Origin of the sequence: Gallaecimonas mangrovi (genome assembly GCF_003367375.1) — a bacterium.
In the GTDB taxonomy this organism is placed as follows: Bacteria; Pseudomonadota; Gammaproteobacteria; order Enterobacterales; family Gallaecimonadaceae; genus Gallaecimonas; species Gallaecimonas mangrovi.
On record NZ_CP031416.1, the window covers coordinates 1641569 to 1667528 of the forward strand.

At 53.3% G+C, this 25960-nt stretch carries 26 protein-coding genes and 1 pseudogene; 17 read left to right on the forward strand and 10 right to left on the reverse strand.

Annotated features, from left to right (window positions below; all coding sequences use genetic code 11):
- Positions 1 to 130 precede the first annotated feature (130 nt).
- The 12 genes and pseudogenes from DW350_RS07810 to DW350_RS07865 all read left to right on the forward strand — a co-directional run bounded on the left by DW350_RS07810 (position 131) and on the right by DW350_RS07865 (position 13090).
- Positions 131 to 784 (forward strand): hydrolase, encoded by a 654-nt coding sequence (locus DW350_RS07810; RefSeq protein WP_115718325.1) that lies wholly within the window; start codon positions 131 to 133, stop codon positions 782 to 784.
- Between the two features lie 42 nt (positions 785 to 826).
- On the forward strand, positions 827 to 1369 hold the full coding sequence (locus DW350_RS07815) for an antibiotic biosynthesis monooxygenase (RefSeq protein ID WP_115718326.1): 543 nt from the start codon (positions 827 to 829) through the stop codon (positions 1367 to 1369).
- 18 nt (positions 1370 to 1387) lie between these two features.
- Positions 1388 to 3225: pseudogene (locus DW350_RS07820) on the forward strand (amidohydrolase).
- Positions 3226 to 3239: 14 nt separating this feature from the next.
- Entirely contained in the window at positions 3240 to 3464 is a 225-nt protein-coding gene (locus tag DW350_RS07825) for a DUF1427 family protein (RefSeq protein ID WP_115718327.1), read from the forward strand.
- Positions 3461 to 3649: a DUF1427 family protein gene (locus tag DW350_RS07830; protein ID WP_115718328.1), complete on the forward strand. Its 189-nt coding sequence runs from the start codon at positions 3461 to 3463 to the stop codon at positions 3647 to 3649. Before DW350_RS07825 ends, DW350_RS07830 begins: the two co-directional genes overlap by 4 nt.
- Positions 3646 to 4053, forward strand: coding sequence for a DoxX family protein (locus tag DW350_RS07835; protein WP_115718329.1), 408 nt, complete (start codon positions 3646 to 3648; stop codon positions 4051 to 4053). Before DW350_RS07830 ends, DW350_RS07835 begins: the two co-directional genes overlap by 4 nt.
- Positions 4054 to 4327: 274 nt before the next feature.
- Positions 4328 to 5407, forward strand: coding sequence for a 4-hydroxyphenylpyruvate dioxygenase (gene hppD / locus DW350_RS07840; protein ID WP_115718330.1), 1080 nt, complete (start codon positions 4328 to 4330; stop codon positions 5405 to 5407).
- Positions 5400 to 6533, forward strand: a complete 1134-nt coding sequence (locus DW350_RS07845; RefSeq protein ID WP_115718331.1) for a homogentisate 1,2-dioxygenase — start codon at positions 5400 to 5402, stop codon at positions 6531 to 6533. Before hppD ends, DW350_RS07845 begins: the two co-directional genes overlap by 8 nt.
- Complete coding sequence (locus DW350_RS07850) at positions 6530 to 7510, forward strand: fumarylacetoacetate hydrolase family protein (RefSeq protein ID WP_115718332.1); 981 nt, start codon at positions 6530 to 6532, stop codon at positions 7508 to 7510. Before DW350_RS07845 ends, DW350_RS07850 begins: the two co-directional genes overlap by 4 nt.
- Complete coding sequence (gene maiA, locus DW350_RS07855; RefSeq protein WP_115718333.1) at positions 7507 to 8148, forward strand: maleylacetoacetate isomerase; 642 nt, start codon at positions 7507 to 7509, stop codon at positions 8146 to 8148. The genes DW350_RS07850 and maiA overlap by 4 nt, the downstream gene beginning before the upstream one ends.
- Positions 8149 to 8246: 98 nt before the next feature.
- Complete coding sequence (locus DW350_RS07860) at positions 8247 to 12062, forward strand: response regulator (protein WP_115718334.1); 3816 nt, start codon at positions 8247 to 8249, stop codon at positions 12060 to 12062.
- Entirely contained in the window at positions 12059 to 13090 is a 1032-nt protein-coding gene (locus DW350_RS07865) for an HD-GYP domain-containing protein (RefSeq protein WP_115718335.1), read from the forward strand. The genes DW350_RS07860 and DW350_RS07865 overlap by 4 nt, the downstream gene beginning before the upstream one ends.
- Here DW350_RS07865 and DW350_RS07870 read toward each other — a convergent pair.
- From DW350_RS07870 to DW350_RS07910, 9 genes are all read right to left on the reverse strand, one after another.
- Positions 13075 to 13812 carry a dioxygenase family protein gene (locus tag DW350_RS07870; protein ID WP_115718336.1) on the reverse strand — a complete coding sequence of 246 codons (738 nt, stop codon included), beginning with the start codon at positions 13810 to 13812 and terminating at the stop codon, positions 13075 to 13077. The genes DW350_RS07865 and DW350_RS07870 overlap by 16 nt on opposite strands.
- 10 nt (positions 13813 to 13822) lie before the next feature.
- Complete coding sequence (locus DW350_RS07875; protein WP_115718337.1) at positions 13823 to 14206, reverse strand: DoxX family protein; 384 nt, start codon at positions 14204 to 14206, stop codon at positions 13823 to 13825.
- 93 nt (positions 14207 to 14299) lie between these two features.
- The gene (locus DW350_RS07880) at positions 14300 to 15202 is read right to left on the reverse strand and encodes a LysR family transcriptional regulator (protein WP_115718338.1); all 903 of its coding nucleotides are present in this window, start codon (positions 15200 to 15202) and stop codon (positions 14300 to 14302) included.
- The gene (locus tag DW350_RS07885) at positions 15199 to 15813 is read right to left on the reverse strand and encodes a pseudouridine synthase (RefSeq protein WP_226911437.1); all 615 of its coding nucleotides are present in this window, start codon (positions 15811 to 15813) and stop codon (positions 15199 to 15201) included. The genes DW350_RS07880 and DW350_RS07885 overlap by 4 nt, the downstream gene beginning before the upstream one ends.
- Position 15814: 1 nt before the next feature.
- The gene (locus DW350_RS07890) at positions 15815 to 16891 is read right to left on the reverse strand and encodes a winged helix-turn-helix domain-containing protein (protein WP_115718340.1); all 1077 of its coding nucleotides are present in this window, start codon (positions 16889 to 16891) and stop codon (positions 15815 to 15817) included.
- A gap of 195 nt (positions 16892 to 17086) precedes the next feature.
- Positions 17087 to 17524, reverse strand: coding sequence for a methyltransferase family protein (locus DW350_RS07895; RefSeq protein WP_115718341.1), 438 nt, complete (start codon positions 17522 to 17524; stop codon positions 17087 to 17089).
- An 11-nt stretch (positions 17525 to 17535) separates the two neighbouring features.
- Positions 17536 to 17871, reverse strand: a complete 336-nt coding sequence (locus DW350_RS07900) for a DUF4870 domain-containing protein (protein WP_226911413.1) — start codon at positions 17869 to 17871, stop codon at positions 17536 to 17538.
- Positions 17872 to 17931: 60 nt separating this feature from the next.
- Positions 17932 to 19206 (reverse strand): MFS transporter, encoded by a 1275-nt coding sequence (locus DW350_RS07905; RefSeq protein WP_115718343.1) that lies wholly within the window; start codon positions 19204 to 19206, stop codon positions 17932 to 17934.
- Positions 19207 to 19288: 82 nt separating this feature from the next.
- A complete protein-coding gene (locus DW350_RS07910) occupies positions 19289 to 19630 on the reverse strand; it encodes a VOC family protein (RefSeq protein ID WP_115718344.1) in 342 nt (113 codons plus the stop codon).
- 32 nt (positions 19631 to 19662) lie between these two features.
- Between DW350_RS07910 and DW350_RS07915 the strand changes: the two genes are divergently transcribed.
- The gene (locus tag DW350_RS07915; RefSeq protein ID WP_115718345.1) at positions 19663 to 20325 is read left to right on the forward strand and encodes a hypothetical protein; all 663 of its coding nucleotides are present in this window, start codon (positions 19663 to 19665) and stop codon (positions 20323 to 20325) included.
- 96 nt (positions 20326 to 20421) lie between these two features.
- On the forward strand, positions 20422 to 21006 hold the full coding sequence (locus DW350_RS07920) for a Yip1 family protein (RefSeq protein WP_115718346.1): 585 nt from the start codon (positions 20422 to 20424) through the stop codon (positions 21004 to 21006).
- Positions 21007 to 21030: 24 nt separating this feature from the next.
- Here DW350_RS07920 and nagA read toward each other — a convergent pair whose 3' ends face one another.
- Positions 21031 to 22161: an N-acetylglucosamine-6-phosphate deacetylase gene (gene nagA, locus DW350_RS07925; protein ID WP_115718347.1), complete on the reverse strand. Its 1131-nt coding sequence runs from the start codon at positions 22159 to 22161 to the stop codon at positions 21031 to 21033.
- Positions 22162 to 22241: 80 nt separating this feature from the next.
- Between nagA and glnS the strand changes: the two genes are divergently transcribed.
- The 3 genes from glnS to DW350_RS07940 all read left to right on the forward strand — a co-directional run bounded on the left by glnS (position 22242) and on the right by DW350_RS07940 (position 25932).
- Complete coding sequence (gene glnS / locus DW350_RS07930; protein WP_115718348.1) at positions 22242 to 23900, forward strand: glutamine--tRNA ligase; 1659 nt, start codon at positions 22242 to 22244, stop codon at positions 23898 to 23900.
- A 138-nt stretch (positions 23901 to 24038) separates the two neighbouring features.
- Positions 24039 to 24593 (forward strand): NAD(P)H nitroreductase, encoded by a 555-nt coding sequence (locus DW350_RS07935; RefSeq protein ID WP_115718349.1) that lies wholly within the window; start codon positions 24039 to 24041, stop codon positions 24591 to 24593.
- A gap of 202 nt (positions 24594 to 24795) precedes the next feature.
- Positions 24796 to 25932, forward strand: coding sequence for an MFS transporter (locus DW350_RS07940; protein WP_115718350.1), 1137 nt, complete (start codon positions 24796 to 24798; stop codon positions 25930 to 25932).
- The last annotated feature ends 28 nt before the right edge of the window (positions 25933 to 25960 follow it).

Here is a 25960-nt window from a genome sequence, read left to right on the forward strand (position 1 = left end):
CCAGCAAGAGCCGTGCTGGCAAACATAGAAGGGCACATTGCGGTTAGCAAAGAAGGGGCCTGGTGCCATTTTCTGCGCTGGCTCGACCTTAATAAATAACGCGATTCAACAACCCAAAGAGGAATCCCCCATGGCCATCGCCAAAGCTGCTCCAGGTAAAACCCTGCTTTACCCCAATGACCACATTCTGGTGATGATTGACCACCAGTCGCAAATGGCTTTTGCCACCAAATCCATTGATGCAGTGACCCTTCGCAACAACGCAGCCTTAGTGGCGAAAGCGGCCAAGGAGTTTGATGTTTCCACCATTTTGACCACCGTGGCCGAAAAGAGCTTTTCAGGCCCTATCTTCGAGGAGATCAGTTCGGTCTTTCCGGGCTGCTCGGTGATTGACCGCACCACCATGAACACCTGGGAAGATGAGCGTATTGCTGAGCGTGTTAACAACCTGGGTAAACCGAAAATTGTTTTGGCCGGGCTTTGGACCTCGGTGTGTATTGTTGGCCCAGCGTTATCGGCCCTAGATCAGGGTTTTGAGGTTTATTTCATTGCTGATGCTTGTGGTGATGTGTCGGTTGAAGCCCACGAAATGGCGATTCAGCGCATGCTGCAAATGGGGGCGCGTCCGATGACGTCGCTGCAATACCTGCTGGAGCTGCAACGCGACTGGGCTCGCACTGATACCTACGACCAAACCGTGCAAACCGCCGTTGCCAACGGTGGCGCTTATGGTTTGGGGCTGATTTACGCCAAAACCATGTTTAACGCCTCTGAAGGGCACTGAGACAGCCGGCGCCCCGTGCTGGGGCGTCTGAAGGTGACTGTTATGTCCAAGGATGCCGTTACGCTGGTTATTCGCCATCAGGTAAAAGCCGGTTACAAAGCCCTTTATGAAAACTGGCTACGTAAAGTGACCGAAATGGCCAGCCGTTACCCCGGCCATTTGGGGGTTGATGTGATGCACGATGCTGACGATTTTATCAGCGTGCTGCGTTTTTCCAGCGCTGCAGCCCTTGAGCAGTGGCTGGAGTCGAATGCCCGCAAGCAACTGCTGGACGAAATCGGCCCCTATCTGGCGAAAGAGGAAAGCCGCGAACAACACCAGGGGCATGAATTCTGGTTTGTGCCTTCGTCAACAAAGGCGTCACCGCCGACACGGTGGAAACAGGCGCTGCTGACCTTTTGGGTGATCCTGCCGTTGACCTTGGGTTTCCCGCTGCTACTCAAACCGGTTTTTGCCCTCTCGCCCTGGTTAGGAAATTACGTTGCCCGCAGTGTCTTGGTAACGCTTTGCATCGTGCTGTCGGTGGTCTATGTGCTGATGCCACGCCTCACCAAGCTGTTAGCCCATTGGCTTAACAAGCCCTGAGTACAAGGAGTGCTCTTCATGAATGCCGATATTATTTTCAAAAATGGCCGTATCCATACCGTCGATAAAGCCAACCCCTATGTCAGCGCCGTTGCCATTAAGGATGGCCGTTTTATCGCGGTGGGGAGTGATGCCGAGGCCATGGCCTATTGCCATCAACACACCCAGGTGGTCGACCTCAACCGGCGCACCGTTATTCCCGGGCTCAATGACTCGCACCTGCACCTTATTCGCGGTGGTCTTAATTACAACTTAGAGCTGCGCTGGGAAGGGGTACCCTCGCTGGGTGACGCCTTAGCCATGCTCAAAGCCCAGGCTGAACGCACACCACAGCCGCAATGGGTGCGGGTTGTGGGCGGCTGGAACGAGTTTCAGTTTGCAGAGCAGCGCATGCCAACCCTTGAAGAGCTTAATCGTGCGGCGCCAGATACTCCGGTGTTTGTACTGCATCTTTACGACAGAGCCATGCTCAATCGTGCTGCGCTCAAGGTGGTGGGGTATGACAAAAACACCCCCAATCCCCCTGGCGGTGAAATAGTGCGAGATGGCAACGGTAACCCCACCGGCATGTTGATTGCCCGCCCTAACGCCATGATTCTTTACGCAACCTTGGCTAAGGGCCCGAAATTGCCGTTGGAATACCAAGTGAATTCCACCCGCCGTTTTATGCATGAGCTTAATCGGCTGGGTTTAACCAGCGCCATTGATGCCGGTGGCGGCTTTCAGAATTATCCGACGACTATGAAGTTATTCAACAGCTTGCTGATGCCAACGAACTTACGGTGCGCATTGCCTATAACCTTTTCACCCAAAAGCCCCAAGAAGAATTGGCCGATTTTCAAAACTGGAGCAAGCAAGTTAGCCCGGGGCAGGGCAGTGATTTCTTCCGCCATAACGGCGCTGGCGAAATGTTGGTGTTTTCGGCGGCAGACTTTGAAGACTTTCTTGAGCCGCGCCCGGACTTGCCACAATCGATGGAAGACGAACTGGAACCGGTGGTGCGGCATCTGGTAGCCGAGCGCTGGCCCTTTCGACTACATGCAACCTATGACGAATCCATTTCCCGAATGCTGGATGTGTTTGAGAAGGTTAACCGTGACATTCCTTTCGACGGTTTGCCTTGGTTTTTTGACCACGCTGAAACCATTAGCCCCCAGAACATTGAACGGGTAAGGGCCTTGGGGGGCGGTATTGCCATTCAAGATCGCATGGCCTTTCAGGGCGAATATTTTGTAGACCGCTACGGCCCGGAGGCCGCCAAGCAAACGCCCCCCATCAAACGCATGCTGGCAGAAGGTGTGCCAGTTGGCGCCGGAACGGATGCAACACGGGTATCCAGTTACAACCCCTGGACCTCACTTTATTGGCTGGTCTCGGGCAAAACCGTCGGTGGCCTTTGCCTGTACCCCGAAGGGTTAGACCGTGCCGAGGCGTTGGCGCTTTTCACCCATGGCAGTGCCTGGTTTTCATCAGAGCAAGGGCAAAAAGGGCAGATAAAAGTTGGCCAGCTGGCTGATCTTGCCGCCCTTAGTAGCGACTTTTTCAAGGTGGAAGAAGAGGCCATCAAATGGATTGAGTCGGTGCTGACCGTGGTGGGCGGCAAAGTGGTTTATGCCAGTGAGGAATTTAAAGACTTAGCGCCGCCCGAATTGCCGGTATTGCCCGACTGGTCGCCGGTAGCTTTGGTACCGGGACATTGGCGGCCTGGCAGCGACGTTAAGATGAGCGTGCATCACTGCGCAGGAGCCTGTTCTGTGCATGGTCATTGTCATGACAAGGCGCGCTTTAGCGACGTACCGGTAAGTGATTACCAGGGCTTTTGGGGCGCCTTTGGCTGTTCCTGTTTCGCGTTTTAATTGGGAGGTGAGTTATGCGACCACTTTTAGGGTTACTGCTGGGGTTACTAATTGGTGCGGGCTGCCGTTTGCTTGGCATACCGCTACCGGCCCCACAAGCGCTGATTGGTGCGTTACTGGTATTGGCCATGACCTTGGGGTACGGCCTGGTGGGCCTGTTAAATAGCTGCCGCCCTGCCACTCAACAGAGCAACTGCGGCGGCCCCAGTGGCCGGCGTCAAACAGGAGGCATTCGATGACGGCGCTAATGGGCATGGTGTTGGGGCTGCTGATAGGCGGCGGCTGTCGCTGGTTTGATATTCCGGTGCCGGCCCCGCCTAAACTGATGGGCGCCTTGTTGGTTGTGGCAATGACCCTGGGGTTTATCGCCACCGACGCCTTGTTGGCCAAACCGGCTACTACTGCCATGGAGGCCAGTAAATGAACCTGTATTTGCTGATGGTGCGTTGCTGCCTAAGCGCGGTCTTTTTGTTTAGCGGTGTCGATAAAGTGCTGCAATGGACGCAAGCCCAGCAGGAAGTGGCGGCCTTAGGTTTACCCATGCCAAGTCTGTTGGCCCTGGCCACCATCGTTGTGCAACTGCTTGGCGGGTTGCTGGTGCTATTGGGTGTGTATCTGCGTTTAGGCTGCCTGCTATTAATGAGCTTTACGGTGCTGGCCACCTTGCTGGCGCATTGGCCGCTCGGGGCGCCAAGTCCCATCATGGCCCTGACGACCAGCTTGGAGCACGTGGCTATTCTGGGCGGCTTTGCAGCATTGATGCTGCTTGGGCCTGGAGCCTATCGGCTGCCTCAAGTGGCTAAGCCCAGGCTCCATCCGTCATCGTAGCCATCACCGTTGTTGCCGTTTATTGCCAGCCAGGATTTGTGTTCTTGGCTGGCTGTTGTTTTTAGCAGCATACCCACCCTGCTTTTCACCATGCCTGTACCGCCTTGTTGCCAGTCTTTTTTCAGTATCTTGCTGATGCGGCTAGTGGTTTTTCTTGTGTAACTTTAGCTTGACGCTTTTTATGTTACGTTTACGTAAGGGTAAGTATTTTCCTGGCGCTGTAACTCGGGTTATACCTGAAAAAAACACAACCAATAACAACGAGGAATGCAGCATGTCAGCACCAGCCCCTTCCAATCCTTTGGGAACCGATGGTTTTGAATTTGTCGAATACACCGCCGCCGACCCCAAAGGCATCGACAACCTTAAGGCCCTGTTTGGTTCACTTGGCTTTGCCGAAGTTGCCAAACACAAACACAAAGAGGCTTGGTTGTACCGCCAGGGCGACATCAATTTTATTGTTAATGGCGAACCTCACAGCCATGCCTTGGAGTTTGCCAAAAAGCATGGGCCTTCGGTTTGTGCCATGGCGTTTCGGGTGGCTGATGCGCAAAAGGCCTTTGAACACGCGGTTGCTAACGGCGCCAAGCCTTATCCCAATCCGGTTGGGGCGATGGAACTAAACATTCCAGCGGTGTATGGCATTGGTGGCTCTTTGCTGTTTTTTGTCGACTTGTACGGCGAAAAAGACATTTATAATGTCGACTTTTGTTTTTACAGCGATTTTAAAGCGCGGATGGCGCGGGCTAATGCCGGACTGTTTGAAATTGACCATCTGACCCACAACGTGCATCAGGGCAATATGGCGGTATGGGCTGATTTTTACGAGCGTATCGGTAACTTCCGGGAAATCCGCTATTTCGATATTGAAGGCAAGCTCACCGGCCTGGTGTCAAAAGCCATGACAGCCCCTTGCGGCAAAATTCGTATTCCTATCAACGAGTCGTCTGACGACAAGTCGCAAATTGAAGAATTCCTGCGCGAATATAACGGTGAAGGCATTCAGCATATCGCCCTGACCACCAACGACATTTATCAAACCGTGGCTGATTTACAAAGCCGCGGCACCGCATTCATGCGCACCCCGGCAACGTACTACGAGCGTATTAATGCGCGGGTGCCGGGCCATGGTGAAAGTCTTGAAAAGCTGCAGGCATTAAACATCTTGATTGACGGCATGCCCAGTAAAGACGGCATTTTGCTGCAAATTTTCACTGAAACCGTTATCGGCCCGGTGTTCTTTGAAATCATTCAGCGCAAGGGGAACGACGGCTTTGGCGAAGGCAATTTCAAGGCGCTGTTTGAATCGATTGAAGAAGACCAAATTCGCCGCGGAGTGCTAAGTGATGCGTAAGTGGGCTTCCATACCGCACCGCGAGGGTATTCATTCGCGCCAGGCCCATGCCGACCTTCCGAAAGAGGGGATCTACGAGCGGGAAATGGGTAAGGAAGGCTTTTTTGGCCCCACCGCCCATTTGCACCATCAGCACCCGCCCACCGGTTGGAGTCATTGGGAAGGGCCACTGCGGCCACGGCTCTTTGACTTAAACAAGGTCAAAGGCGAGGGCAACTCGCCATGGCACAGCGATGTGATTTTGCACAACGCCCACTGCCGTTACCGGTTGTGGCGGCCGCTTGGCAAAATGGAACGCTTGGCCCGCAATGCCGACGGCGACGATTTACTGTTTATCCATGAAGGTGAGGCCGAATTTTTCTGTGATTTTGGCCATTTAAGCCTGCGCGACGGCGACTATGTGATGATCCCTCGCGGCACCATGTGGCGGTTAGAGCCGAAAGCGGCGATGACAATACTGATGATAGAAGCCACTAACGGCAGTTATCAGTTGCCCGACAAAGGCTTGGTTGGGCCGCAAGCGATTTTTGACCCGGCAGTGCTGGATATTCCGGCCATGGATACGTGCTTTAAAGCCCAGCAAGGGGAGCAGCGCTGGCAATTGGAGGTCAAACGCCACAACCAAGTCAGTGTTATTACCTATCCCTTCAATCCCTTGGATGCCATTGGCTGGCATGGCGACCTTTGCGTGCTGCGCCTTAACTGGCGCGACATTCGGCCACTGATGAGCCACCGCTACCACCTGCCGCCCAGCGCCCACACCACCTTTGTGGCACCGCGCTTTGTGGTGTGCACCTTTGTGCCGCGGCCAATTGAATCAGACCCCGGCGCCCTTAAGGTGCCGTTTTATCACGCCAATGATGACTTTGATGAAGTGCTTTTTTACCACGCCGGCGATTTTTTCAGCCGCGACAACATCGAGCGCGGCATGATGAGTTTTCACCCCGCCGGTTTTACCCATGGCCCCCATCCCAAGGCCTTCCAAGCCGGTCTGGAGCACAAGAAAAAAGCCACCGACGAAGTGGCGGTTATGCTGGATACCCGCGATGCCCTCGAGGTGGGTAACAGTGCCTCGGCGAGTGAAAATCCTGATTATGTGCGTAGCTGGCAGGGAGCGAAATCATGAAGCTGGCCACCCTAAAAGACGGCAGCCGTGATGGCTGTTTAGTGGTTGTAGACCGCCAACTCAAGCAAGCGGTCAAAGTGGCCCACATTGCCCCAACCCTGCAGTTCGCGCTGGATAACTGGCAGCAATTGGCGCCGCGCCTTAACGAGGTGTATCTCGCCCTTAACGAAGGCTGCGTTGAGGGGGCCTTTGGTTTTGAGCAGAGGCACTGCCATTCACCGCTGCCACGGGCATATCAGTGGGCGGACGGCTCCGCCTACGTTAATCATGTTGAACTGGTGCGAAAAGCCCGGGGCGCTGAGATGCCCGACAGCTTTTGGCACCAGCCATTAATGTATCAAGGCGGCTCGGATAGCTTTATTGGCCCGCGCGACCCGATCAAACTGGCCAGTGAAGACTGGGGCATCGACTTTGAAGCAGAAGTGGCGGTTGTTACCGATGATGTGCCGATGGGAGTTGATGTGGAAGCCGCTGCCCATCATGTGAAACTGCTGATGTTAGTCAATGACGTGTCGCTGCGCGGCCTGATACCTGCCGAGCTGGCCAAAGGCTTTGGCTTTTTCCAATCAAAGCCTTCCAGCAGTTTTTCACCGCTGGCCATTACCCCCGATGAATTAGGGGATGCTTGGCGCGACACCAAAGTGCACTTGCCGCTGGTCAGTCACCTTAATAGCCAACTTTTTGGCCAGCCTAATTGCGGCGTTGATATGACCTTTAATTTTGCCACCCTTATCAGCCATGCCGCCAAAACCCGGCCACTGGGGGCGGGCGCCATTATCGGCTCTGGCACCATTTCCAACTACGATCGCCGCAAGGGTTCGTCCTGTTTGGCAGAAGTGCGGATGCTCGAAACCTTAGACAGTGGCGCCCCTCGCACGGCATTTATGGCCTTTGGCGACCGGGTCAGGATTGAGATGCTTAACGAGCAGGGCCAAAGTTTGTTTGGCGCCATCGACCAACAGGTTGTCAAAGCATGACCCTCTACGGTTATTGGCGCTCATCGGCGGCTTACCGGGTTCGCATCGCGATGGCCATTAAGGGAGTGGACTATGTGTCCATTCCCGTTCATTTGGTCAAAGACGGCGGCCAACAACATGGCCAGGAATATTGCGCCATTAATCCAAGCCAACTGGTGCCTAGCTTAATTGACGGGCCCTTGGTGTTGACCCAGTCGCTGGCCATTTTGGAGTACTTGGAAGAAACCCAGCCCGGCCCCAAACTCTTGCCTGATGACGCCGGGGCCAGAGCGCAGGTACGGGCTTTTTGCCAAGATATTGCCTGTGACATGCACCCTTTGGATAACCTGCGGGTGCTGCAGTATCTCACCGGCGAGCTTAATGTTAGCGAAGCTGACAAGCTCAAATGGTATCGCCACTGGGTTGAAGTCGGCTTTAGCGCGCTAGAGCAGCGCCTGGTAAAAAGCGCCGGCCAGTATTGCTTCGGTGACACCTTGACCATGGCCGACTGTTGCCTGGTGCCACAACTGTATAACGCCAAGCGTTTTGATGTGACCTTAACGCCTTTCCCCACCCTCGTTGCGGTGGGCCAGCGCCTCGAACTGCTGGCGGCTTTTCGTTTAGCCGCGCCCAAGCGACAAACCGACGCTTGCCAATAACGTCGCCAAGCGCAACTTTCTGAGCGAATTTTCTAACGGCTTAACAACGCGGTGCTAACCTCAGGTAATTACCGCCTAGTTAGGGAAAACGTAAGTTAATGAAAGCGTTATCGCTTCGAGGCCGATTGTTGGCGGCGTTAGTGGTGTTGCTGGTGATAAGCATCGGCGTTATGGCATTGCTTAGCGCTTTATTAGACAGGCCCGCTAAAGATGCCGCTGAACAATTACAGCAACAAGCGGCCTTGCTGGACCACGAACTTGCCCATGCGGCCCAGTTTGCGCAGGCCAGTGCACGGGTGCTGGAGCTGGCTAAGTTTGGCGATGAGCAATTTCGGCTGGGGATCGTTGCCCAAAACCTGGAAACCGATCCGCTGATCTTCGGCTCTGCCATTGCCTTTTTACCCGAACACACGCCGCCCGGCGCGGTTAAGGCGCCCTATGCCTACCGCAGTGGCAATAAAGTACTGACCTTAGACTTGGCAGCCAGTTACGATTTTACCCAAACATCACAATGGTTTATCGAACCCATCCGCCTTCGCCAGCCCGGCTGGTCGGCGCCGTATTTTGATGATGGCGGCGGTAATGTTTGGATGATCACCTATTCGGTTCCGCTATTTGCACAAAACGACACTGTTTTCGGTGTGGTCACGGTGGATGTCGAGCTCAATAGTCTGGTGAATCAATTAAAAGGCGGCAGTGCCCAGCTATTTGACCGTTCAGGACGGTTACTCACGGACTCGGGGACTGAACTTAAAGGCCCTCGCCAACAGCTTCACAATGCCATGGTCTTTTTACGCTGGCATAACCAAAACGATGATTCCTCGTTACTGCTGCACTGGCTTATTCCCCTGGGCCTTATCGCCTTGGTTGTGGTGGTGGGCTGGCTGTATATCAAAAGGCTGACCCGGCCGCTATATACCGTTATTCGTGGTGTCAGTAATTTGATTGATGGTTTACCTGCCAACCAGGTTGAACCTGCCGGTCCCCCGGAACTAAAACTGCTGGGCACCGGTTTTAACCGCTTTTTATCGGGCGCTTCGCTGTCTTCATCATCGGTGATGGCAGAAGAGTTACTTTCGCATCTGCCGGTCGCCAGCTACCGCATAGATAGCCAAAATGAACTGCACTATGTGGCGCCATCGGTACGGGAATTCTTGGGTGTTAAGGCCGAGGAGCTTTTGGAAAGTCAGCGTGGTTTTACTGACTTTATTCATCCAGAAGATGCCGGTGAGGTTGCCGAAAAGCTTGGCCATGCCATAGAGAAACACCAGGCTTACGCCTTGGAATACCGCTTGATACAACGCAACGGTAAAACCCTTTGGGTGGCCGATAGGGGCGAGCCCTTTTTTGACGCCCAGGGCGTCTATCTGGGGCGGGATGGGGTGGTGTACGACATCTCTGACAAGCGCCAAGCAAGGGAGCGGCTAAAACGCCGAGAGCAAGCATTAACCACGTTATTTCAAGTGGTGCCTACCGGCCTTGCCAGCTTAGATGAAGACTTCAAGGTGGTGGAGGCCAACCAGGCGCTCTGTAACTTATTGTCGCTGCGCCATGAACAGTTGCGTGGCGCCTTATTGGGCAGCTTTTTCCGCCAACAAGACCGTAGCCATATCGTTTCGCTTTGCAATAAGGGTGAAGACTTTGACTGGGAAGGTTACCTGGTGGGTAGCGGCGGCGATATTTGCTGGGTGTCATTGGCACTCAGGCGGCTGGCGGATAACCGCAGTGTGGCGGTCATTACAGACCTTGACGAGCGGCGCAACATGGAGCGGGCTGTCGAAGAAGCCAAAATTGCCGCCGACGAAGCCTCTAAAGCGAAAAGCGATTTCTTGGCCAACATGAGCCATGAGATCCGCACCCCCATGAACGCCATTATTGGCTTTGCCCATTTGGCTCGTGAACGCAGTAACAACCCGTATCTTGCCAAGATAGAGCAAGCTTCTGGCACCTTGCTGCGTATTCTCAACGACATTCTGGATTTCTCAAAAATTGAAGCCGGCAAAATGTCGGTGGAAAAAGTCGCCTTTAATCTCGACGACACCTTGCTGAACCTGCGTGACATCTTTGCGGATAAAGCGGCTGAAAAGAAAGTGGAACTGGTATTTAACCTGATGCCGTCCTGCCCCAACCAACTGTTTGGAGATCCCCATCGCCTTACCCAAATTTTGATGAACCTTATCTCCAACGCCATGAAATTTACAGAAAAAGGCGAGGTGGTGGTCAGTGTGCAGTACCCGGTTGCAGCGGGGGAGGAATACTTGCAGCTGAGTGTGCGTGACACCGGTATTGGTATGTCGGCCGACCAGGTTGAAAAGCTGTTTAGTGCCTTTACCCAAGCCGATAGTTCCACTACCCGGCGTTTTGGCGGTACCGGCCTAGGCCTGGCTATTTCACAGCGGCTTTGCCAATTAATGGGCGGGAAAATCGAGGTGCGTTCTGAGCTGGGGCGAGGGTCCATTTTCACTTTTACCCTGCCGCTGGTACCCGAGGGGGAACAGCACAAACCGCTGATGCTGGCCGAGCTGGAAGGCAAATCGGTATTGATTGTCGACGATAACGAAACCCAGCTCGCGGTTTTTGAGGGGTTAATGCGCGCCTTTGGTTTTAAGGTGCATACCCTCACCAGTGGTCAGCAGGCCATGGACCGGCTTCGCAATGCCAAAGCGATGCCCGATCTAATGATGGTGGACTGGCAGATGCCGGGTATGGATGGCCTGACGCTGATTGGCAAAATCCGTGAGCAGCCTCGCCAGCCGGGCGCCATTATGATGATTTCTGCCTTTACCGATGACGAGCTTATCGCCAACGCCAAGAGCTTGGGGGTTGAGCAGGTGCTGTTAAAGCCGGTGAGCCCGTCACACCTTTTTGAATATGTGTGTTTGTGCCTTGGTACCCACGAAGGGCATTTGCCGGTGCGGCGGCAGCCAGTCATGGATAACGGTAATTACCCCTCGTTTAAAGGCAAAACCATCTTGCTGGTGGATGATAACGATCTTAACCGGGAGGTAGCGCAAACCTTTTTGAGCAAATCGAAAGCGCAAGTGATAGTGGCAAAGGATGGGCAAGACGCCTTGGATAAGCTGGCTGCACGTCGTGTTGATTTGGTGCTGATGGATTGCCAAATGCCCATTATGGACGGCTTTGAAGCAACGCGGGTGCTGCGTAACAACCCACAATGGCAGGCATTGCCGGTTATTGCCATGACGGCAAATGTTATGGAAGGCGACAAACAGCGCTGCCTTGATGCTGGCATGAATGACCATATTGCCAAGCCGTTAGACATTCCGGTGATGTTTAGGGTTATCAGTCATTGGCTGGGAGTAGATGACAGCATCGACTTACCGCAACCAAGTCAAAGCTCAGGGCAATGGCCCCAAACGCCAGAGCTGGATGTGGAAGATGGCCTTAATCGTGTCATGAATGATGCAACGCTTTATCAGCGAGTGCTGCGCCGCTTTTATCAGCAAGTGCCTGAGATGCTAGAGCCGCAGGACGACGAAACCACGCTTCGCCATTTGCATACCCTAAAAGGCTTGTTGGGCAATATCGGGGCCCACAGTTTGGCCGAGGTTGCTAAAAAGGCAGAAGACGCGGCGAAAGCGGGGGCCGATACCGCCACGCAATTGGCCAACCTCAAAGTGGAACTGGCGCCTTTGCTGCAGGCAATAGAGAACTGGCTACCACAAGAAACCCGAGGCCCGGTCGTGAGCCTTGATAGTGACGCCAAAGCAACTCTTGCTGAACTTAGGCCAGCGCTTGAGGCGGCCGATGCCGAAGCGTTAGATAGGCTTGAGAGCTTTATCCAGCAGCATCCTCAGCTACGCTCTGCGCTGGCCGACCTTCGAGGCTACTTAGAGCAATTTGATTTCGACCAGGCGCTGGAACAGCTTGATGTGTTGTTGGAGGAGGCATGAAAGAGGCAACCTTACTGTTGGTCGATGATGTGCCAGAGAACCTGCATATTCTGCGCGAGGCCCTAAAAGACACATACAACCTAAAGGTGGCAACCAGCGGTGCTAAAGCGCTGTTGCTGGCACGCAGTGAGCCCAGGCCCGACTTGGTGCTGCTTGATATTATGATGCCAGACATGGACGGCATTGAGGTGTGCCAAACCTTAAAAAGCGACCCATTAACCCACCGTATTCCTGTTATTTTCGTCACCGCCATGGGCGAAGTGGCCGACGAAACTCGGGGTTTTAGTGTTGGCGCCGTTGATTACATCACCAAGCCAATTAGCCCGCCTATTGTCAGGGCCAGGGTGGCTAATCATCTGCAGCTTTATCAGCAAGAGCGTGGGCTTGAGTCGTTAGTTAGGGAGCGTACCAAAGAGCTGGAGGACACCCGCCAAGCGATTATTGTGCGGTTGGGGCGGGCTGCCGAGTACAAAGACAATGAAACCGGTATGCATGTGCAGCGCATGAGCCATTACGCCTATGAGATAGCCTTGGCAATGGCTATGCCCAGCGACTGGGCTGAGTTACTGAAAGCGGCGGCGCCCATGCATGATGTTGGTAAAATCGGTATTCCCGATGCCATTTTGCAAAAGCCGGGCAAGCTTGATGACCATGAGTGGACGGTGATGCGCACCCATCCAGAAATTGGTGCCGAAATTCTTAAAGACGACCCGTCACCGCTGATGACCATGGCTTGTGTTATCGCACTAACCCATCATGAAAAATTCAACGGTGGCGGCTATCCCAAAGGTCTAAAAGGCCAAGATATTCCCCTTGAGGGGCGCATTGTCGCCGTGGCTGACGTCTTTGATGCCTTGACCTCGGACAGACCTTATAAAAAAGCCTGGTCGGTTGATGACGCCTTAGCGCTACTGCACAAAGAAGCGGGCCAGCATTTTGACCCGGATGTGGTGCGCGCCTTTGATAGCATCGTTGATAAAGTGCCTGGCATTCGTCAGGCCTTTAATGACGCTCACGAGAAGGCATAACAGTCCATGGCCAATATGCCGTGGCTAATGCTGTGGTGGAGCTGGCTGGCATCACCGCCGGCCCCCATCGCCACCAGCAGTGGCACAAAATGCTCGGGACTGGGGTGATTCGCCAGTGCTTCAGGCCCTTGTTGCCAATGCAGCAACGCCGCCTTGTCTTTGGCCAGTAACTTTTCCTTCACCCAGTCGGCAAAGCGGTTAACCCAGGCGGGCGCCGGTGAGCCTTCAGGCTGCAGTGCTCGTAAGTTATGGGTCAAGGTGCCGGAGCCGATGATAAGCACATTGTCCTGGCGAAGCGCCGCCAATTTCTGGCCCAGTTCATACAAGGCGTCGTTGCTCCATGTCACTGGCAGCGACAGGCTCAGCACCGGAATGTCGGCCTTGGGGTACATCAGTGATAGCGGCACCCAGGCGCCATGGTCTAAACCCCTGTCGACAACCACCGCCCCTAATTGTTGGCTCAGTTTTGCCGCCAGTTCAGGGGCGCCTTTAGCCGGATATTGCTGCTGGTAGAGGATGTCAGGGAAACCATAAAAATCATGAATGGTCTCGGGTTCTGCACTGGTACTAACGGCCAGCCCGCGTGTTGCCCAGTGCGCGGAAATAACCACAATGGCACTGGGTTGATAGTGTTTGCCTAGCTCAATAAGAAAATCCCGAGCTGGCCCTTCGGTAAGGGCCAGCATGGGGGAGCCGTGGGAGATATAAAGGCTCGGTAACATGGTTAATGCCTCACGAAAAACGTTTGTTAAGGACCAAAGCGCCGCCACCCAGACCGGCCTGAACCAACAGGGCAACAATCCAAAATACCGGAAATTCCCAGCCGCCGCCTTTATTCGAAAATACCCAACCATTGTGCATATGAACGGTTAATGCGCCGAGCAGCAGCGGAATAAAGGCCAGGGCCACCCAGCGGGTGTAGAGGCCGAATATCAGCGCCAAACCGCCGCCCACTTCCGCCAAAATAGCGATGTAGGCGAAAAAGCCAGGAAAGCCGACCGATTCAAAGTAACCAACGGTACCAGGAATGGTGAAGACAAAAATTTTCATTAAGCCGTGGGCAAGGGCCATTACCCCTAAGGACAGGCGTAATAAAGTGGTGGCATAAGCTTGCATGGTGTTTCTCCAAGTCAGGATTCAAAGTTGATGGTGTGACTTTACTTTCCTGTTCATTGAAGATAATCGCCGTATGTGGAACATCATTGGTTCCTATTGGGGGATAATCTCGTTTTCCCAGTAGGGCGGTGAACCCCAGGCTTGGGCCAGAAAATCGAGAAAAGCTTTTACCTTGGCTGGCAGGTGGCGACGGGCCGGATAGACACCATAAATGCCTAACTGCAGTAATTGCTGGCCGGGCAACACCACCTTGAGCCGGCCGGCTTTAATGCTGTCGTCCACTAAAAAGCTTGGCTGAAAAGCAATGCCCAAGCCGGCCTCAGCCGCATAGGTCAGCACTTCGCCATTGTTGCTTTCCAAGGGGCCGTCAATGGCGATGTTTTTGCCTTTGATTGGCCAATAGGTAACGCCGCCGCGGCGGTATTTAAGGCATTGATGCTGATGTAAGTCATCTATGTCGGTGGGGGAGCCATTGGCAGATAAATAGGCAGGGGAGGCCACCAACAGCAGCTGGCACTGTGTCAGTTGCCTGGCCACCAGGCTTGAGTCGGGCAGGGTGCCAATACGAATGGCTAGGTCGAAACCGTCTTCTAGTAAATCAATCTTGCGATCATTTAGCTCAAGCCGTACTTCAAGTTGTGGGTGCTGGGCCATAAATTGCGCCACCAAGGGCGCTAAATAGCGGGTGCCAAATGACATGGGGCCATTAATGCGCAGCCGGCCGCTGATTTGGCTGTGGCCCTGGCTGAGTTCCGCTTCGGCGTCTTGCAATGCTTGCAGTATGCCTTGGCTGCGGACGAGGTAATTTTGGCCCGCTTCGGTTAAATGCAAGCGGCGCGTTGTGCGTTGCAGCAGCCGAACGTTGAGGTGTTCTTCAAGCTGCATCACCAGTTTTGACAGTTGCGTGCGTGATATATCCAGCTGCTCGGCGGCTTTGGTATAGCTGCCCAGCTCCGCGACTTTGACAAAGGCTTCAATGGCGACCAGCAGATTCAAAGCGCGTCCTCAAAAGGTGAGGGCGCGGCGGTTAAGAAATCGGGCATGGCGGTAATGGTGACATGTTCGCCAAGGGCCTCAAAATACAGCCCATAGGCATGCAAACACACCCGGCTAAAAGCCGTGCCGCCGTAGAGCTCGTCGCCCAAGATAGGAGCGCCAAGGCTTTTCATTGCTACCCGTAACTGGTGCGTTTTACCGGTTTGTGGCCACAAGCGGTAGAGGCGGCGGCCATCGCCCAAAGCGCTGCTGTCAAAGCGGGTGATGGCGGGGTTTTGGGTGGTGCGTTGTAACCGCCAGGCGCCGCGGCGCGCTTTACTCATATCGCCTTTTATTAGGCCTTGCTTCTTGTTGGGTTTTTTATCCGACAGCGCCAAATAACACTTTTTGATTTGCCGTTCTTCAAACAGCCGACCTAACTCGGCAGCCGCGTCGCTGTCTTTGGCGAAGATAATCAAGCCGGTGGTGACCTTATCTAAACGATGCACTGGCCAAAGTTTGCAGCCAAGGGCTTGTTCTGTGGACACAAAAAAGCCCGGGCCGTCTTCAGCATGAAAGCTCATGGCCTGGGTTTTATCGACAATCACAAAGCGGGGGCTGTCGTGCACCACCTTAAACAAACACCACCTCCTTTATGCCGTGAAAACGGGCGAAATCAGCTAAGGCCTTATTGAAGCTGCCAAGTAAACCAGAGCCTGGTTTTTTCTGCCAGTGCAATGCTTTAACCAGCAATTGGTTATTAGGGCGGTCGGCTTTTAGGTCAACCACGCCAACCAGTTTGTCACCATAAAGAATGGGCAGCGCAAAATAGCCAAAGCGGCGCTTGGGCGCTGGCAGGTAACATTCCAGTTGGTATTGGAAATCGAACAGGCGGTTAAGGCGTTTTCGTTGCAAAATCAAGGGATCAAAAGGTGACAACAACCGTACCTGGCGAGGGGCCTTTTTAGGGGGCACAGACTCAGCGCAGTGCAGCATGAGCTCACCATTTTGTTCGATGACTTCGCCACTTTTGCGCATTGCGGCCACCGCGTCTTTTACCAGCGTTTTGTCGCCAGGGCGCAGGTAGGCTATTTCTTCAACCCGGCCAAAGGCCTGGCAGCGAAGAAAGGTGCGCACTAAATAACAACCGTAGTCGAGGTCACTGGCACGTTCGGTTACGGTATCAGACGGCAATATGCGCTCGGGTAAATCGAACACTTTTTGGAAACCGTCACGATGGCTGACCATCAGTTCCCCTTCATGAAACAGCTGCTCTAAGGCCTTTTTTTCATCAGACCACTGCCACCAGCCACCCTTGGCTTTAACAAAATCGGAGGCCTTGAGCTGACCTTCGGCGCGGATGCGATCGAGTACGTAGCGGCACAGCTTGGCGTTTTTCTCAAACCAATGGCGCTGGCCTTCACGAATTCTGTCCATGCGCACGCGAGCATAGGGGTAGCTGGTCATGGGTAGGTAGGCGGCTGCGTGAGACCAATATTCAAAGATCTCTCGCTTGGCTTCGGCATCGGCTAATTGGGATTCTTGATAGTGCGCTACGCGATTAAATAGCTGGTGGTGATGGGCGCGGCTTATGACCTGAATGGCATCAAGTTGCACCGCGCCTAAATGGCTAATCAGGCCACTTAAGCTCCCTTTCCAAGGTTCATAAAGGTGCTGGCCAGCCAGCACCTTAAGGCGTGATGAGTCCATTATCGTTGCCGATAGTGAAAAAACGCAGCCTAACACGCTTTGCTATTGAAGACACCGCCGACAAGGGCTTAAGGCCATGGTGGTACAGGTTAATTGCTACCAACGAATGCTTGGCTACCTGCTGTTATTGGCCGACGGAGCTAACCTGTACAGGCAAGCACAGAGCACCAGTGCCGATACCAGTAATCCCCTGGGTTAATACCAGCGGCGTACCTTGGCACAGTAGTTTTGGTAATCAGCTTTGAACTGCTCTTTAAGGTGTTTTTCTTCTTTTCTAATAACGAATAACCAAAGGCAGTAGAGACTCACCGGCAGCATGACGATAGCGAAGGGGCTGCTTAACCAAAGCGCAAGACCCAAGTAAAAGAGTGCAAACCCCAGGTACATCGGGTTTCGCGAAAATCGATAGGGGCCTTTTGTCACCAGTTTTGTCGCCTCTTTACACCCAAAGAGTGGTGTTTTCGCCAGCAGCAGTGTCACGAGTGCCCACAAGGCGATGGCAAGACCCAGCACAACTAACAGCCAAGATAGGGGTTTGAGTGGGGTTGGATAAAGTTTGTCGAGGGTTAGACCCAGTAAAAAGCCGATCACTAAAAGCACTACCGGTGTAAAAGCGGCAATAGGCGCTTTCATGTAGGTCTCCTCTATAAAAAACGCAGGCTAAAGGGATAACGAAAAGCATCACCGTTGGCGGTTTTGACGATGCCAATAATGAGCATGACCACATTAAAAATACTCAGCAGCACCAACAATGGAATACCGATAACCACCATCAACAGCAGCAACGAAACACATGCACCAAGGGTGACGGTAATTTGAAAGTTAACGGCTTCCCGGCCTTGTTCATCAATGTAAGCTGCACGGTCTTTATTGATGGCCCAAACCACCACCGGCCCTAAAATATTGCCAAGGGGTACTAAGAATCCTGCTAGGGCGGCAGCGTGGCAGGCAACGGCCCAATTTTTGGTTTGGGTATCCATATTGCGCATCCTTGTACAAATAACAGCACACCATGGTGCCTGAAAGGCTCGGCCTTAGTATCAGGCTTCGTCCATAAACCACGCTGAAACAGCAGCAAGGAGTGCCAGCACGCTTAGCATGAGCACCAGCCATTGGGCGTCAAGATATTGGGCAATGGCGGCGGTTAAACCGCCAATAACCAGCAGCATAATGCCGATAGCGGTATTGGATAAGGCCACTAAGGTTGCGCGGTTTTCACTGTTGGCCATATCAATAAGATAAGTTTTACGCCCTAAACGCACTCCGGCATGAGCCACGCTGATGGCAAAAATCATAATGGCAAAGCCCCAATTGTTGCCGCTAGCCCCTAACAGCCAAGTAATAAGGCCGGTGAGGGCGGTTAGCATTGCTGCCACACACATCACCAAACGGCTAGAGCGGTCAGCAAAGCGCCCCCAAATCGGCCCAGAAAGAAAGCTTGCAAGCCCTGATGCCAGCAATAGCACGCCCAAGGTTTCAATGTGCTGATTATTTTTACCGGCCATGGCCACCAGAAAAGGCGTCATGAGTGCGCTAGCCAACAGTAGCGTGCGGGTGAATAAAAAACGCCGAAACCGGCTATTTTTCATTGCCGTTAAAAACCCTTTCACCGCTGTTTTTAAGCCATTCTTTCCCCCTTCGGTTGCGCCTTCGTATTCCGGCAGTTGTTGATAAACTGCCGCGGCAACCAGCCAAAGTAAGCCGGCGAGTACCAGCAGGCTACCCAACAGGGCGCTACCTGGGGAATTAAACCAGCCAAAGGCAACAGCGAGCCCCAAGACAATGACGCTGGCCCCGGCCACACTGGCGGCATAGCCTGACACTTTGCCGCGTTGGTTTTTGGCGATGGTTTTTCCCTGAACATCTTTAATGGCAACAGAACAAACCCCGCGCGCCAAACTAAAACCGGCTAACAGCGCAAGAATGCTGATGCCCGCCAGTTCGCCTTTTAGGCAAAATGCCACCCAGGCCATCGCGAGGATGCAAAGGCCTTGTACCACCGAACCTACTACCCAAAAGGTTTTGCGAATGGGCCTTTTGCGCAGTTCACTGGCAATCGCCAGCTGCGGCAGTAGTGACAAAGACTCTCGCACCGGCACAAGCCAGGCAGTAAGGCCCAGCGGGGCGCCAAGTGCGCCCAATAACCAGGTTAAGGTTAATTTAGGGTCAATCAGGCCGTCGCCCGTTTTGGTTAGGCTGAGGGCGACGATATGAATCAGAAAACTGCGAGGTTGATGGTGGCAGGCTTGGTCGCTAATGTCCTTGCAGGCACGTGCGTCTTCGTCATCCATGAGCTTTTTCAGCCAAACCGCCATTCTAACCTCCTAAAAGTTAAGCTTTTTTAGCTTTGTCGAAGGGGCGTTTGGCTGGCAAGTTACAACCGCTGCCTTGTTCAGGTTACTGCTCGCTCCAGACCGCCAACATGTTGCCGTCCGGATCGGTAAAATGAAAACGTCTACCGCCAGGAAAACTGAATATCGGCGCTATGATACGGCCACCTTCGGCTTCGATTTGCTGCTGTTTACGTTCCAGTTCTGGGTGGTAGATCACCACCAGCGGCCTGCCTGCCGGGATAAAGTTGTCTTGTTTGGCAAAGCCACCTTTCAGCTTGCCGTCGTCAAAACTGCTGTAATCGGCGCCATAGTCGGTAAATTCCCACTGGAAAACGGTGCTGTAAAACGCTTTTAATCGTTTAATGTCTTTGGCCGGAAATTCAATATAATCAATGTGGTTGCGCATGTTTTCGGTCCATTTAGCCTAGAGGATTTGGTATGAAGGGAGTCTTCCGTTACCTGATAGTTTTAGTTGTGGGGTTTGGTCTGGGGGCTTGGTGGTTGGGTGGCGCTAATGAGGCGCCGCCAACTCAGCCAGCGCTTAACTACAAGCTCACTCAGGCTCCGCCTCCCAAGCCTACGCCGGTGCCAGCCACTGTCAATATCACCGCCCCACCATCGGTGCCTGCCGCTTCACCCCTGGCGCAAACGGACGAGCCTGCAGCCAATACGCAAAATCGTGATCTCGGCGCGGATAGGGCCGAGCAAGTTGCTGACTTTGAACAGCGTTTAAGTCAAGCCCAAAACGGCAATAGCCATAGCGAGGCTGCTACTCGGCAAATTTGGGCGAGTGCAAAACAGTTAGAACAAAGCCGTGATATCAGCATGCAGGCGGTGTCTTGCGATGCCAAGGCGCATTGTATGTACAAAATATGGGGCGACTCTGTGGAAGACGTTATTGCGGCCCGTGCTGCAATAAGCAAGGCCTTAGCGGAAAATGGCTTTGGCCGCGCACCTATCGGCGTGAATTATGACCACCCTAAAAGTGAGGGCGGCGCCATTACCATGATGGTGGAAGATCTGCGAGGTCAAAGGCCGCATCAAGCCGTGTCTTTTGATGAAGTGTTGTTAACTAAAAGCCAAGCTATTACCGCTCACTGAACAAGCGTGGCTTTCTAAGCAAGCTTGAGCAGGCTGATTATACTTGTGTTACAGGTGTTCACGTGGAGCACCATGCAAGTTCAGAGGAGTGATGTTATGAGTCATATCTGGGGCCTGCTTACTCATCCTGACCGTGAGATGCACGATATCGCCAAGGAACACGAGACGGTATCTCACCATTACGTTCATCATGTGCTGATGTTAGCGGCCATACCGGTGATTTGTGCCTTTATCGGTACTACTCAGGTTGGCTGGAACTTAGGCAGCGGCCATATACCCCTGCAACTGTCGACCGCCTTGCTACTGGGCATTGTGTTTTATGCGGTGATCTTGGGTGGCGTAGCACTTATGGGTAATGTGATCCACTGGCTGGCAAGGGATTACCCGCAGCGGCCAACGCTAAAAGAGTGCACCGTATTTGCCGGCTACATTGCCACACCAATGTTTTTAAGTGGCTTGGTGGCGCTGTATCCCATGGTGTGGTTATGCCTGTTAGTGGGGGCGGCAGGGCTGCTTTATTCCGGCTATTTACTGTTTCTGGCGGTACCCAGCTTTCTTAATATTGCCAAAGAAGAAAGCCTGCGGGTCTCGGGCTCTATCTTCGCCATTGGCATTTTGGTCTTTGAGTTTATGCTCGGCCTTGGCGTTGTTATTTGGGGCTTTGGTGCTTATCTCTTTTAAAAAAGGCCGCTGAAGCGGCCTTTTTTATCCGTTCGATGCCACTTCCAGTAGCTGCGTGCCTTGCACCGTACCGCGTACTTTCATGGCTGGGCAAAGGCCCACCAGTTGGGCTTTCATGCCCGGCTGAAGCCTTTGCATACCCAGTGCCAGGCGCGGCGTAACGCCAGCCATCGTCAGGGCATCAGCAAACTCAATGCCCATGCCGACCAAGTTGGCCACGCCTTTATCCATGGTCAGATTAGAGCCGCCAATGGTACCGTCTGGCCCTAAGCAGCGGCCATCTTCAACGGTGATGGTTTTCCCTGCAAAAGCAAATTGCGCAAGGTCCGGGGCGCCGCTAGCCGGGGTGGCGTCGGTCACTAAAAACAACTTGTCGGCCAGTACCCGTTTCGCCAATCGTACATTGGTGGCGTTGACATGCACGCCATCGGCGACAACGCCGCAATACAGGCCTCTTTCCATGGCCGTTGCTGTAAAACCCGGTGCCCTGGCGCTAATGGGGGGCATAGCATTAAAAAGATGGGTTGCCATGCTAAGGCCGGCATCAATGCCAGCCAGGCTTTGGGCTTCGTTGGCAAGGGTATGGCCGCCGGAGACAGTGATACCGGCGCGAGTGAGTTTTCTAATCACCTCACTGTCGACGGTTTCTGGCGCTAAGGTCAGCACTTTTACGACATCTGCGGCATCAATAATCAGGTTGAGAAGGTCGTGACTGACCGGCCTTATTAACCGTGAGTCGTGAATACCACCTCGATTGGGATTAAGCCAGGGGCCTTCCAGATGCAGCCCCATCAACCCTTCCCCTTGATATTGACGAGCAGCCTTAATGGCGGCGGCAACTTTAGCGTCTTCATCGGTAATCAGTGTGGCTAGAAAGCCTGTGGTGCCGTGCTGTAGGTTGCCTTCATTGAGTTTTTGAAGGGTGGGCAGGTCTGGGGTATCGTTAAACAGTAGGCCAAAGCCGCCATTTTGTTGTAAATCGACAAAGCCAGGGGCTATGGTCAGCTCTGAGCAGTCGACCCATGGCTTAGGGGGCAGCTGGTTATAAGGAAGCCAAGCTTCTAAGATGCCGTCGCTTATCACTAAGTGGCCAGAGATAAACCCTTGACGGGTTAGGATCCGAGCGCCGGTTAGACTGTATTTGCAATGGGCCATGGGTCTATTGTTTCACTGCCTTTTTTCATGGATCATAGGGGAAATTTTTCACCCTATCAGAAAGTATCAGAGGACTCGCTATGAGCAATGCGGGCGAAAACCGTCCCAGCAATTTTATCCGCCAAATTATTGATGCGGATCTCCAAAGCGGTAAACATCATAGCGTTCATACCCGCTTTCCACCTGAACCTAACGGCTATCTGCACATTGGTCATGCCAAGTCTATTTGCCTTAACTTTGGTTTGGCTGTTGATTACCAAGGGCAGTGTAACCTGCGCTTTGACGATACCAACCCTGCCAAAGAAGATCAGGAATTTGTTGATTCCATTGAACGCGATGTGCATTGGCTCGGGTTTGATTGGGCAGGAGAGGTGCGTCACTCCTCCGATTATTTTGAGCAACTGCATGATTACGCGGTTGAGCTTATCGAAAAGGGCCTGGCTTACGTTGATGAGCTGACCCCTGAGCAAATTCGTGAATACCGCGGCTCGTTAAAGGAACCCGGTAAAAATAGCCCCTATCGTGACCGCAGTGTTGAAGAGAACTTGGCGCTATTTAAAAAAATGCGCGAAGGTGGCTACCAAGAAGGCCAGGCTTGCCTGCGTGCCAAAATTGATATGGCATCGAGCTTTATAGTGATGCGCGACCCGGTACTTTATCGCGTTAAATTTGCCCACCACCACCAAACCGGCGATAAATGGTGCATCTACCCGATGTACGATTTTACCCACTGTATTTCTGATGCGATTGAAGGCATTACCCATAGCCTTTGTACCTTGGAATTCCAGGACAACCGCCGTCTGTATGACTGGGTGCTGGATAACATTTCCATTGACACCCATCCGCGCCAGTATGAATTTTCAAGGCTGAACCTGGCTTACACCGTGACTTCCAAGCGTAAGCTCAACCAACTGGTGACCGAGCATCATGTTGAAGGTTGGAACGACCCGCGGATGCCTACCATTGCTGGCATGCGCCGCCGTGGTTATACCCCAGAAAGCATTCGCGAATTTTGTAAACGCATCGGTGTTACCAAAATGGATAACACCGTTGAAATGGCGATGCTCGAAGCCTGTATTCGTGATGATCTGAATGAAAATGCGCCGCGCGCTATGGCGGTGCTGGATCCGGTTCGCTTGGTTATCGAAAATTACCCTGAAGGTGAGGTGGAATGGCTTGAAGCACCGAATCACCCGAACAAGCCGGAAATGGGTAACCGCCAAGTGCCTTTTAGCCGCGAATTGGTGATTGAAGCGGAAGACTTTCGTGAAGAGGCCAATAAAAAATACAAGCGTCTGGTCTTGGGTAAAGAAGTGCGGTTGCGTAACAGCTACGTGATTAAAGCCGAACGCGTTGAAAAAGACGATGCCGGTAATATCACCACCATTTTCTGCAGCTACGATGCCGACACTTTAGGTAAAGACCCCGCCGATGGCCGTAAGGTAAAAGGGGTTATTCACTGGGTCAGCAAAGCCCATGGCCAGCAAGCCGAAGTGCGCCTTTATGACCGCCTGTTCAACGTGCCTAACCCGGGTGGCGCCGAGGACTTCCTGGCTACCCTTAACCCGGCATCCTTGGTTGTCCGCCAGGGGTATGTAGAAGCCTCCTTGGCCCAAGCCGAAGCCGGTAACGGTTTTCAGTTTGAACGATTAGGCTATTTCTGCCGCGACAGCGAGTCAGAGACCTTGGTCTTTAACCAAACCGTTGGTCTTCGTGACACCTGGGGTGGTGGCGAGTAAGCCGGTTTTGAGTCAAAAAAAGCCGCCATTACTGGCGGCTTTTTTATGACAGCAACAATCGCTTAATACAGTGCTGGCTGAAGTGCGTGGCAATTGTTATTGGTGATAGGCTAGGACCAAACGCATAGAGAGGTGGTTATGGATGCATTGGAACTGTTGTTAAATCGTACCTCTGAGCCCAAGTTAGAAGCGCCGGCTCCCGCTGGCGATGCCTTAGAAACACTCTATCAGGCCGCCTTTCGGGTGCCCGACCATGGCCTGCTGCAACCCTATCGCTTTGTGGTGATTGCCGGCGAGGGCAGGAGCCGGTTAGGTCAGGTTTGCCTCAAAGCGCTGCTGCAACAAAACCCTGATGCCGACGACAAAGCAAAAGATAAAGCGGCGCATTTATTCGAACGGGCCCCGATGGTGATGGCGGTTATTTCCAATGTGAAAGAACACCCCAAGGTGCCGGTATTTGAACAACTGGTTACCGCTGGCCTTGCAGCGCATGCCATGCAGATGGCGGCAGTCGCTCAGGGCTTTGGTGGCATCTGGCGCACCGGTAGCTACGCCACCGACTATCATGTGCGCCAGGCGCTTGGGGTTGAAGGCGAAGACGAAATTCTGGGCTTTTTGTATTTGGGCACGCCGGTTAAAAGCAAATTCAAGGTGCCCCGCCCGGATAGCAGTGCCTTTGTTAGTCAGTTTTAAAAGGCCTGCGGGCCTTTTTTTCTTGCGCGAGTTTTCGATAAAACGCGGTGCGTGACAACACCTAAATAAAGGCGTTATTGTACGGCGGTACTCGCCGCATTTTTGATTAAATTTTTTTGTCCTGACGATAACCAAGCCGGTTTGTATCATCGCCTCGGCAAGCGCAGAATCTCGCCACTTTTTATCCCCCCTCGGTTTAAAGATGTTTGCCCGTCCTGTGGTGCTGCTGCTTATGGGCCTGCTGCTGCTCACCATTTCTATTGCGGTCCAAAATACCCTCGTGCCGCTTTGGTTAGCCAAAGCTCAAGTGTCTACGGTAGGCATTGGTAGCGTTACCTCCCTGTATTTTGTCGGCAACCTGGTTGGCACCTTGGTGGCTGGGCGTTTAATTAATCGCTTAGGCTTTTCGGTGACCTACCAATTGGTGTGCTTAGCCTTTGTGTTATCGGTATCAGGTTTGTGGCTAAGCCATAGCTTGGCCGGCTGGCTGTGGTGGCGCTTTTTCGCCGGTGTAGCCTGTGCCTGTATTTGGGTGGTGGTGGAGTCTTGGCTGATGGTGCGGGGAGATGCCACCCAGCGCAGTCAACTACTGGCCGCCTATATGGTGGTTTACTACCTGGGCACGGTGGCCGGGCAAATGCTGCTGTCGGTGGCGGATACGCAAATGACACCGGTAATGGTGTGGGTTAGCGCACTGATTGGTGTGGCCATGGTGCCGGTAGCCTTGGCGGGCAAAAGTCATGTTAACCCGCAACATGCCAGTTGCCGTCCTTTTGCCATGCTGAGGTTAAAATCAGCCCGTAACGGCGTTGTTGGCTGCGTGTTGGCAGGAGTGGTTTTGGGCTGCCTTTACGGCTTATTGCCGGTATTTTTGTCACGCCAGCACCTTGATGATGCACAAATCGGTCGCTGGATGGCGGTGTTGGTGGCAGCGGGTATCGCTGGCCAATGGCCAACCGGCCGCTTGGCTGATCGCTTTGGCCGTCGCCCGGTGCTGCTGGGGCAAATGGCCATTATGACGCTAACGGCGCTTTGGTTATCGGTGATGGGTTCACACCACGGTTTTGCCTTGTCGTTGGTGGGCCTGGGTATTGTTGCTTTTACCTTGTATCCGGTGGCCATGGCCTGGGCTTGTGAACAAGTCAGCGGTGAGCAACTGGTGGCGATGAACCAAGCTTTGTTGCTGTCTTACTGTATTGGCAGTTTGGCTGGCCCGGCTCTGGCCTCGGTACTGATGGATAAAGTGTCTGACACTGGCCTTTTTACCCTGATCGCGGTGGCCACAGCCCTAGTTGGGGTTTGGAGCTGGCGGCAGCGGCCCGCTTTGGTTGCTGTGTAGCTTTTGCAATAATAGTTTGTATAATGTC

Bases quoted from the DNA above. Each gene is read 5' to 3' on its own strand.
- hppD (WP_115718330.1), top strand. From the start codon at position 4,328: ATGTCAGCACCAGCCCCTTCCAATCCTTTGGGAACCGATGGTTTTGAA.
- DW350_RS07835 (WP_115718329.1), top strand. From the start codon at position 3,646: ATGAACCTGTATTTGCTGATGGTGCGTTGCTGCCTAAGCGCGGTCTTT.
- DW350_RS07920 (WP_115718346.1), top strand. From the start codon at position 20,422: ATGAGTCATATCTGGGGCCTGCTTACTCATCCTGACCGTGAGATGCAC.
- DW350_RS07940 (WP_115718350.1), top strand. From the start codon at position 24,796: ATGTTTGCCCGTCCTGTGGTGCTGCTGCTTATGGGCCTGCTGCTGCTC.
- DW350_RS07875 (WP_115718337.1), bottom strand. From the start codon at position 14,206: ATGCAAGCTTATGCCACCACTTTATTACGCCTGTCCTTAGGGGTAATG.
- DW350_RS07905 (WP_115718343.1), bottom strand. From the start codon at position 19,206: ATGGCGGTTTGGCTGAAAAAGCTCATGGATGACGAAGACGCACGTGCC.
- DW350_RS07870 (WP_115718336.1), bottom strand. From the start codon at position 13,812: ATGTTACCGAGCCTTTATATCTCCCACGGCTCCCCCATGCTGGCCCTT.
- DW350_RS07895 (WP_115718341.1), bottom strand. From the start codon at position 17,524: ATGAAAGCGCCTATTGCCGCTTTTACACCGGTAGTGCTTTTAGTGATC.
- DW350_RS07850 (WP_115718332.1), top strand. From the start codon at position 6,530: ATGAAGCTGGCCACCCTAAAAGACGGCAGCCGTGATGGCTGTTTAGTG.
- maiA (WP_115718333.1), top strand. From the start codon at position 7,507: ATGACCCTCTACGGTTATTGGCGCTCATCGGCGGCTTACCGGGTTCGC.
- DW350_RS07910 (WP_115718344.1), bottom strand. From the start codon at position 19,630: ATGCGCAACCACATTGATTATATTGAATTTCCGGCCAAAGACATTAAA.
- DW350_RS07890 (WP_115718340.1), bottom strand. From the start codon at position 16,891: ATGGACTCATCACGCCTTAAGGTGCTGGCTGGCCAGCACCTTTATGAA.
- DW350_RS07935 (WP_115718349.1), top strand. From the start codon at position 24,039: ATGGATGCATTGGAACTGTTGTTAAATCGTACCTCTGAGCCCAAGTTA.
- DW350_RS07865 (WP_115718335.1), top strand. From the start codon at position 12,059: ATGAAAGAGGCAACCTTACTGTTGGTCGATGATGTGCCAGAGAACCTG.
- DW350_RS07860 (WP_115718334.1), top strand. From the start codon at position 8,247: ATGAAAGCGTTATCGCTTCGAGGCCGATTGTTGGCGGCGTTAGTGGTG.
- DW350_RS07845 (WP_115718331.1), top strand. From the start codon at position 5,400: ATGCGTAAGTGGGCTTCCATACCGCACCGCGAGGGTATTCATTCGCGC.
- glnS (WP_115718348.1), top strand. From the start codon at position 22,242: ATGAGCAATGCGGGCGAAAACCGTCCCAGCAATTTTATCCGCCAAATT.
- DW350_RS07915 (WP_115718345.1), top strand. From the start codon at position 19,663: ATGAAGGGAGTCTTCCGTTACCTGATAGTTTTAGTTGTGGGGTTTGGT.
- DW350_RS07810 (WP_115718325.1), top strand. From the start codon at position 131: ATGGCCATCGCCAAAGCTGCTCCAGGTAAAACCCTGCTTTACCCCAAT.
- DW350_RS07830 (WP_115718328.1), top strand. From the start codon at position 3,461: ATGACGGCGCTAATGGGCATGGTGTTGGGGCTGCTGATAGGCGGCGGC.
- DW350_RS07815 (WP_115718326.1), top strand. From the start codon at position 827: ATGTCCAAGGATGCCGTTACGCTGGTTATTCGCCATCAGGTAAAAGCC.
- DW350_RS07825 (WP_115718327.1), top strand. From the start codon at position 3,240: ATGCGACCACTTTTAGGGTTACTGCTGGGGTTACTAATTGGTGCGGGC.
- DW350_RS07900 (WP_226911413.1), bottom strand. From the start codon at position 17,871: ATGGATACCCAAACCAAAAATTGGGCCGTTGCCTGCCACGCTGCCGCC.
- nagA (WP_115718347.1), bottom strand. From the start codon at position 22,161: ATGGCCCATTGCAAATACAGTCTAACCGGCGCTCGGATCCTAACCCGT.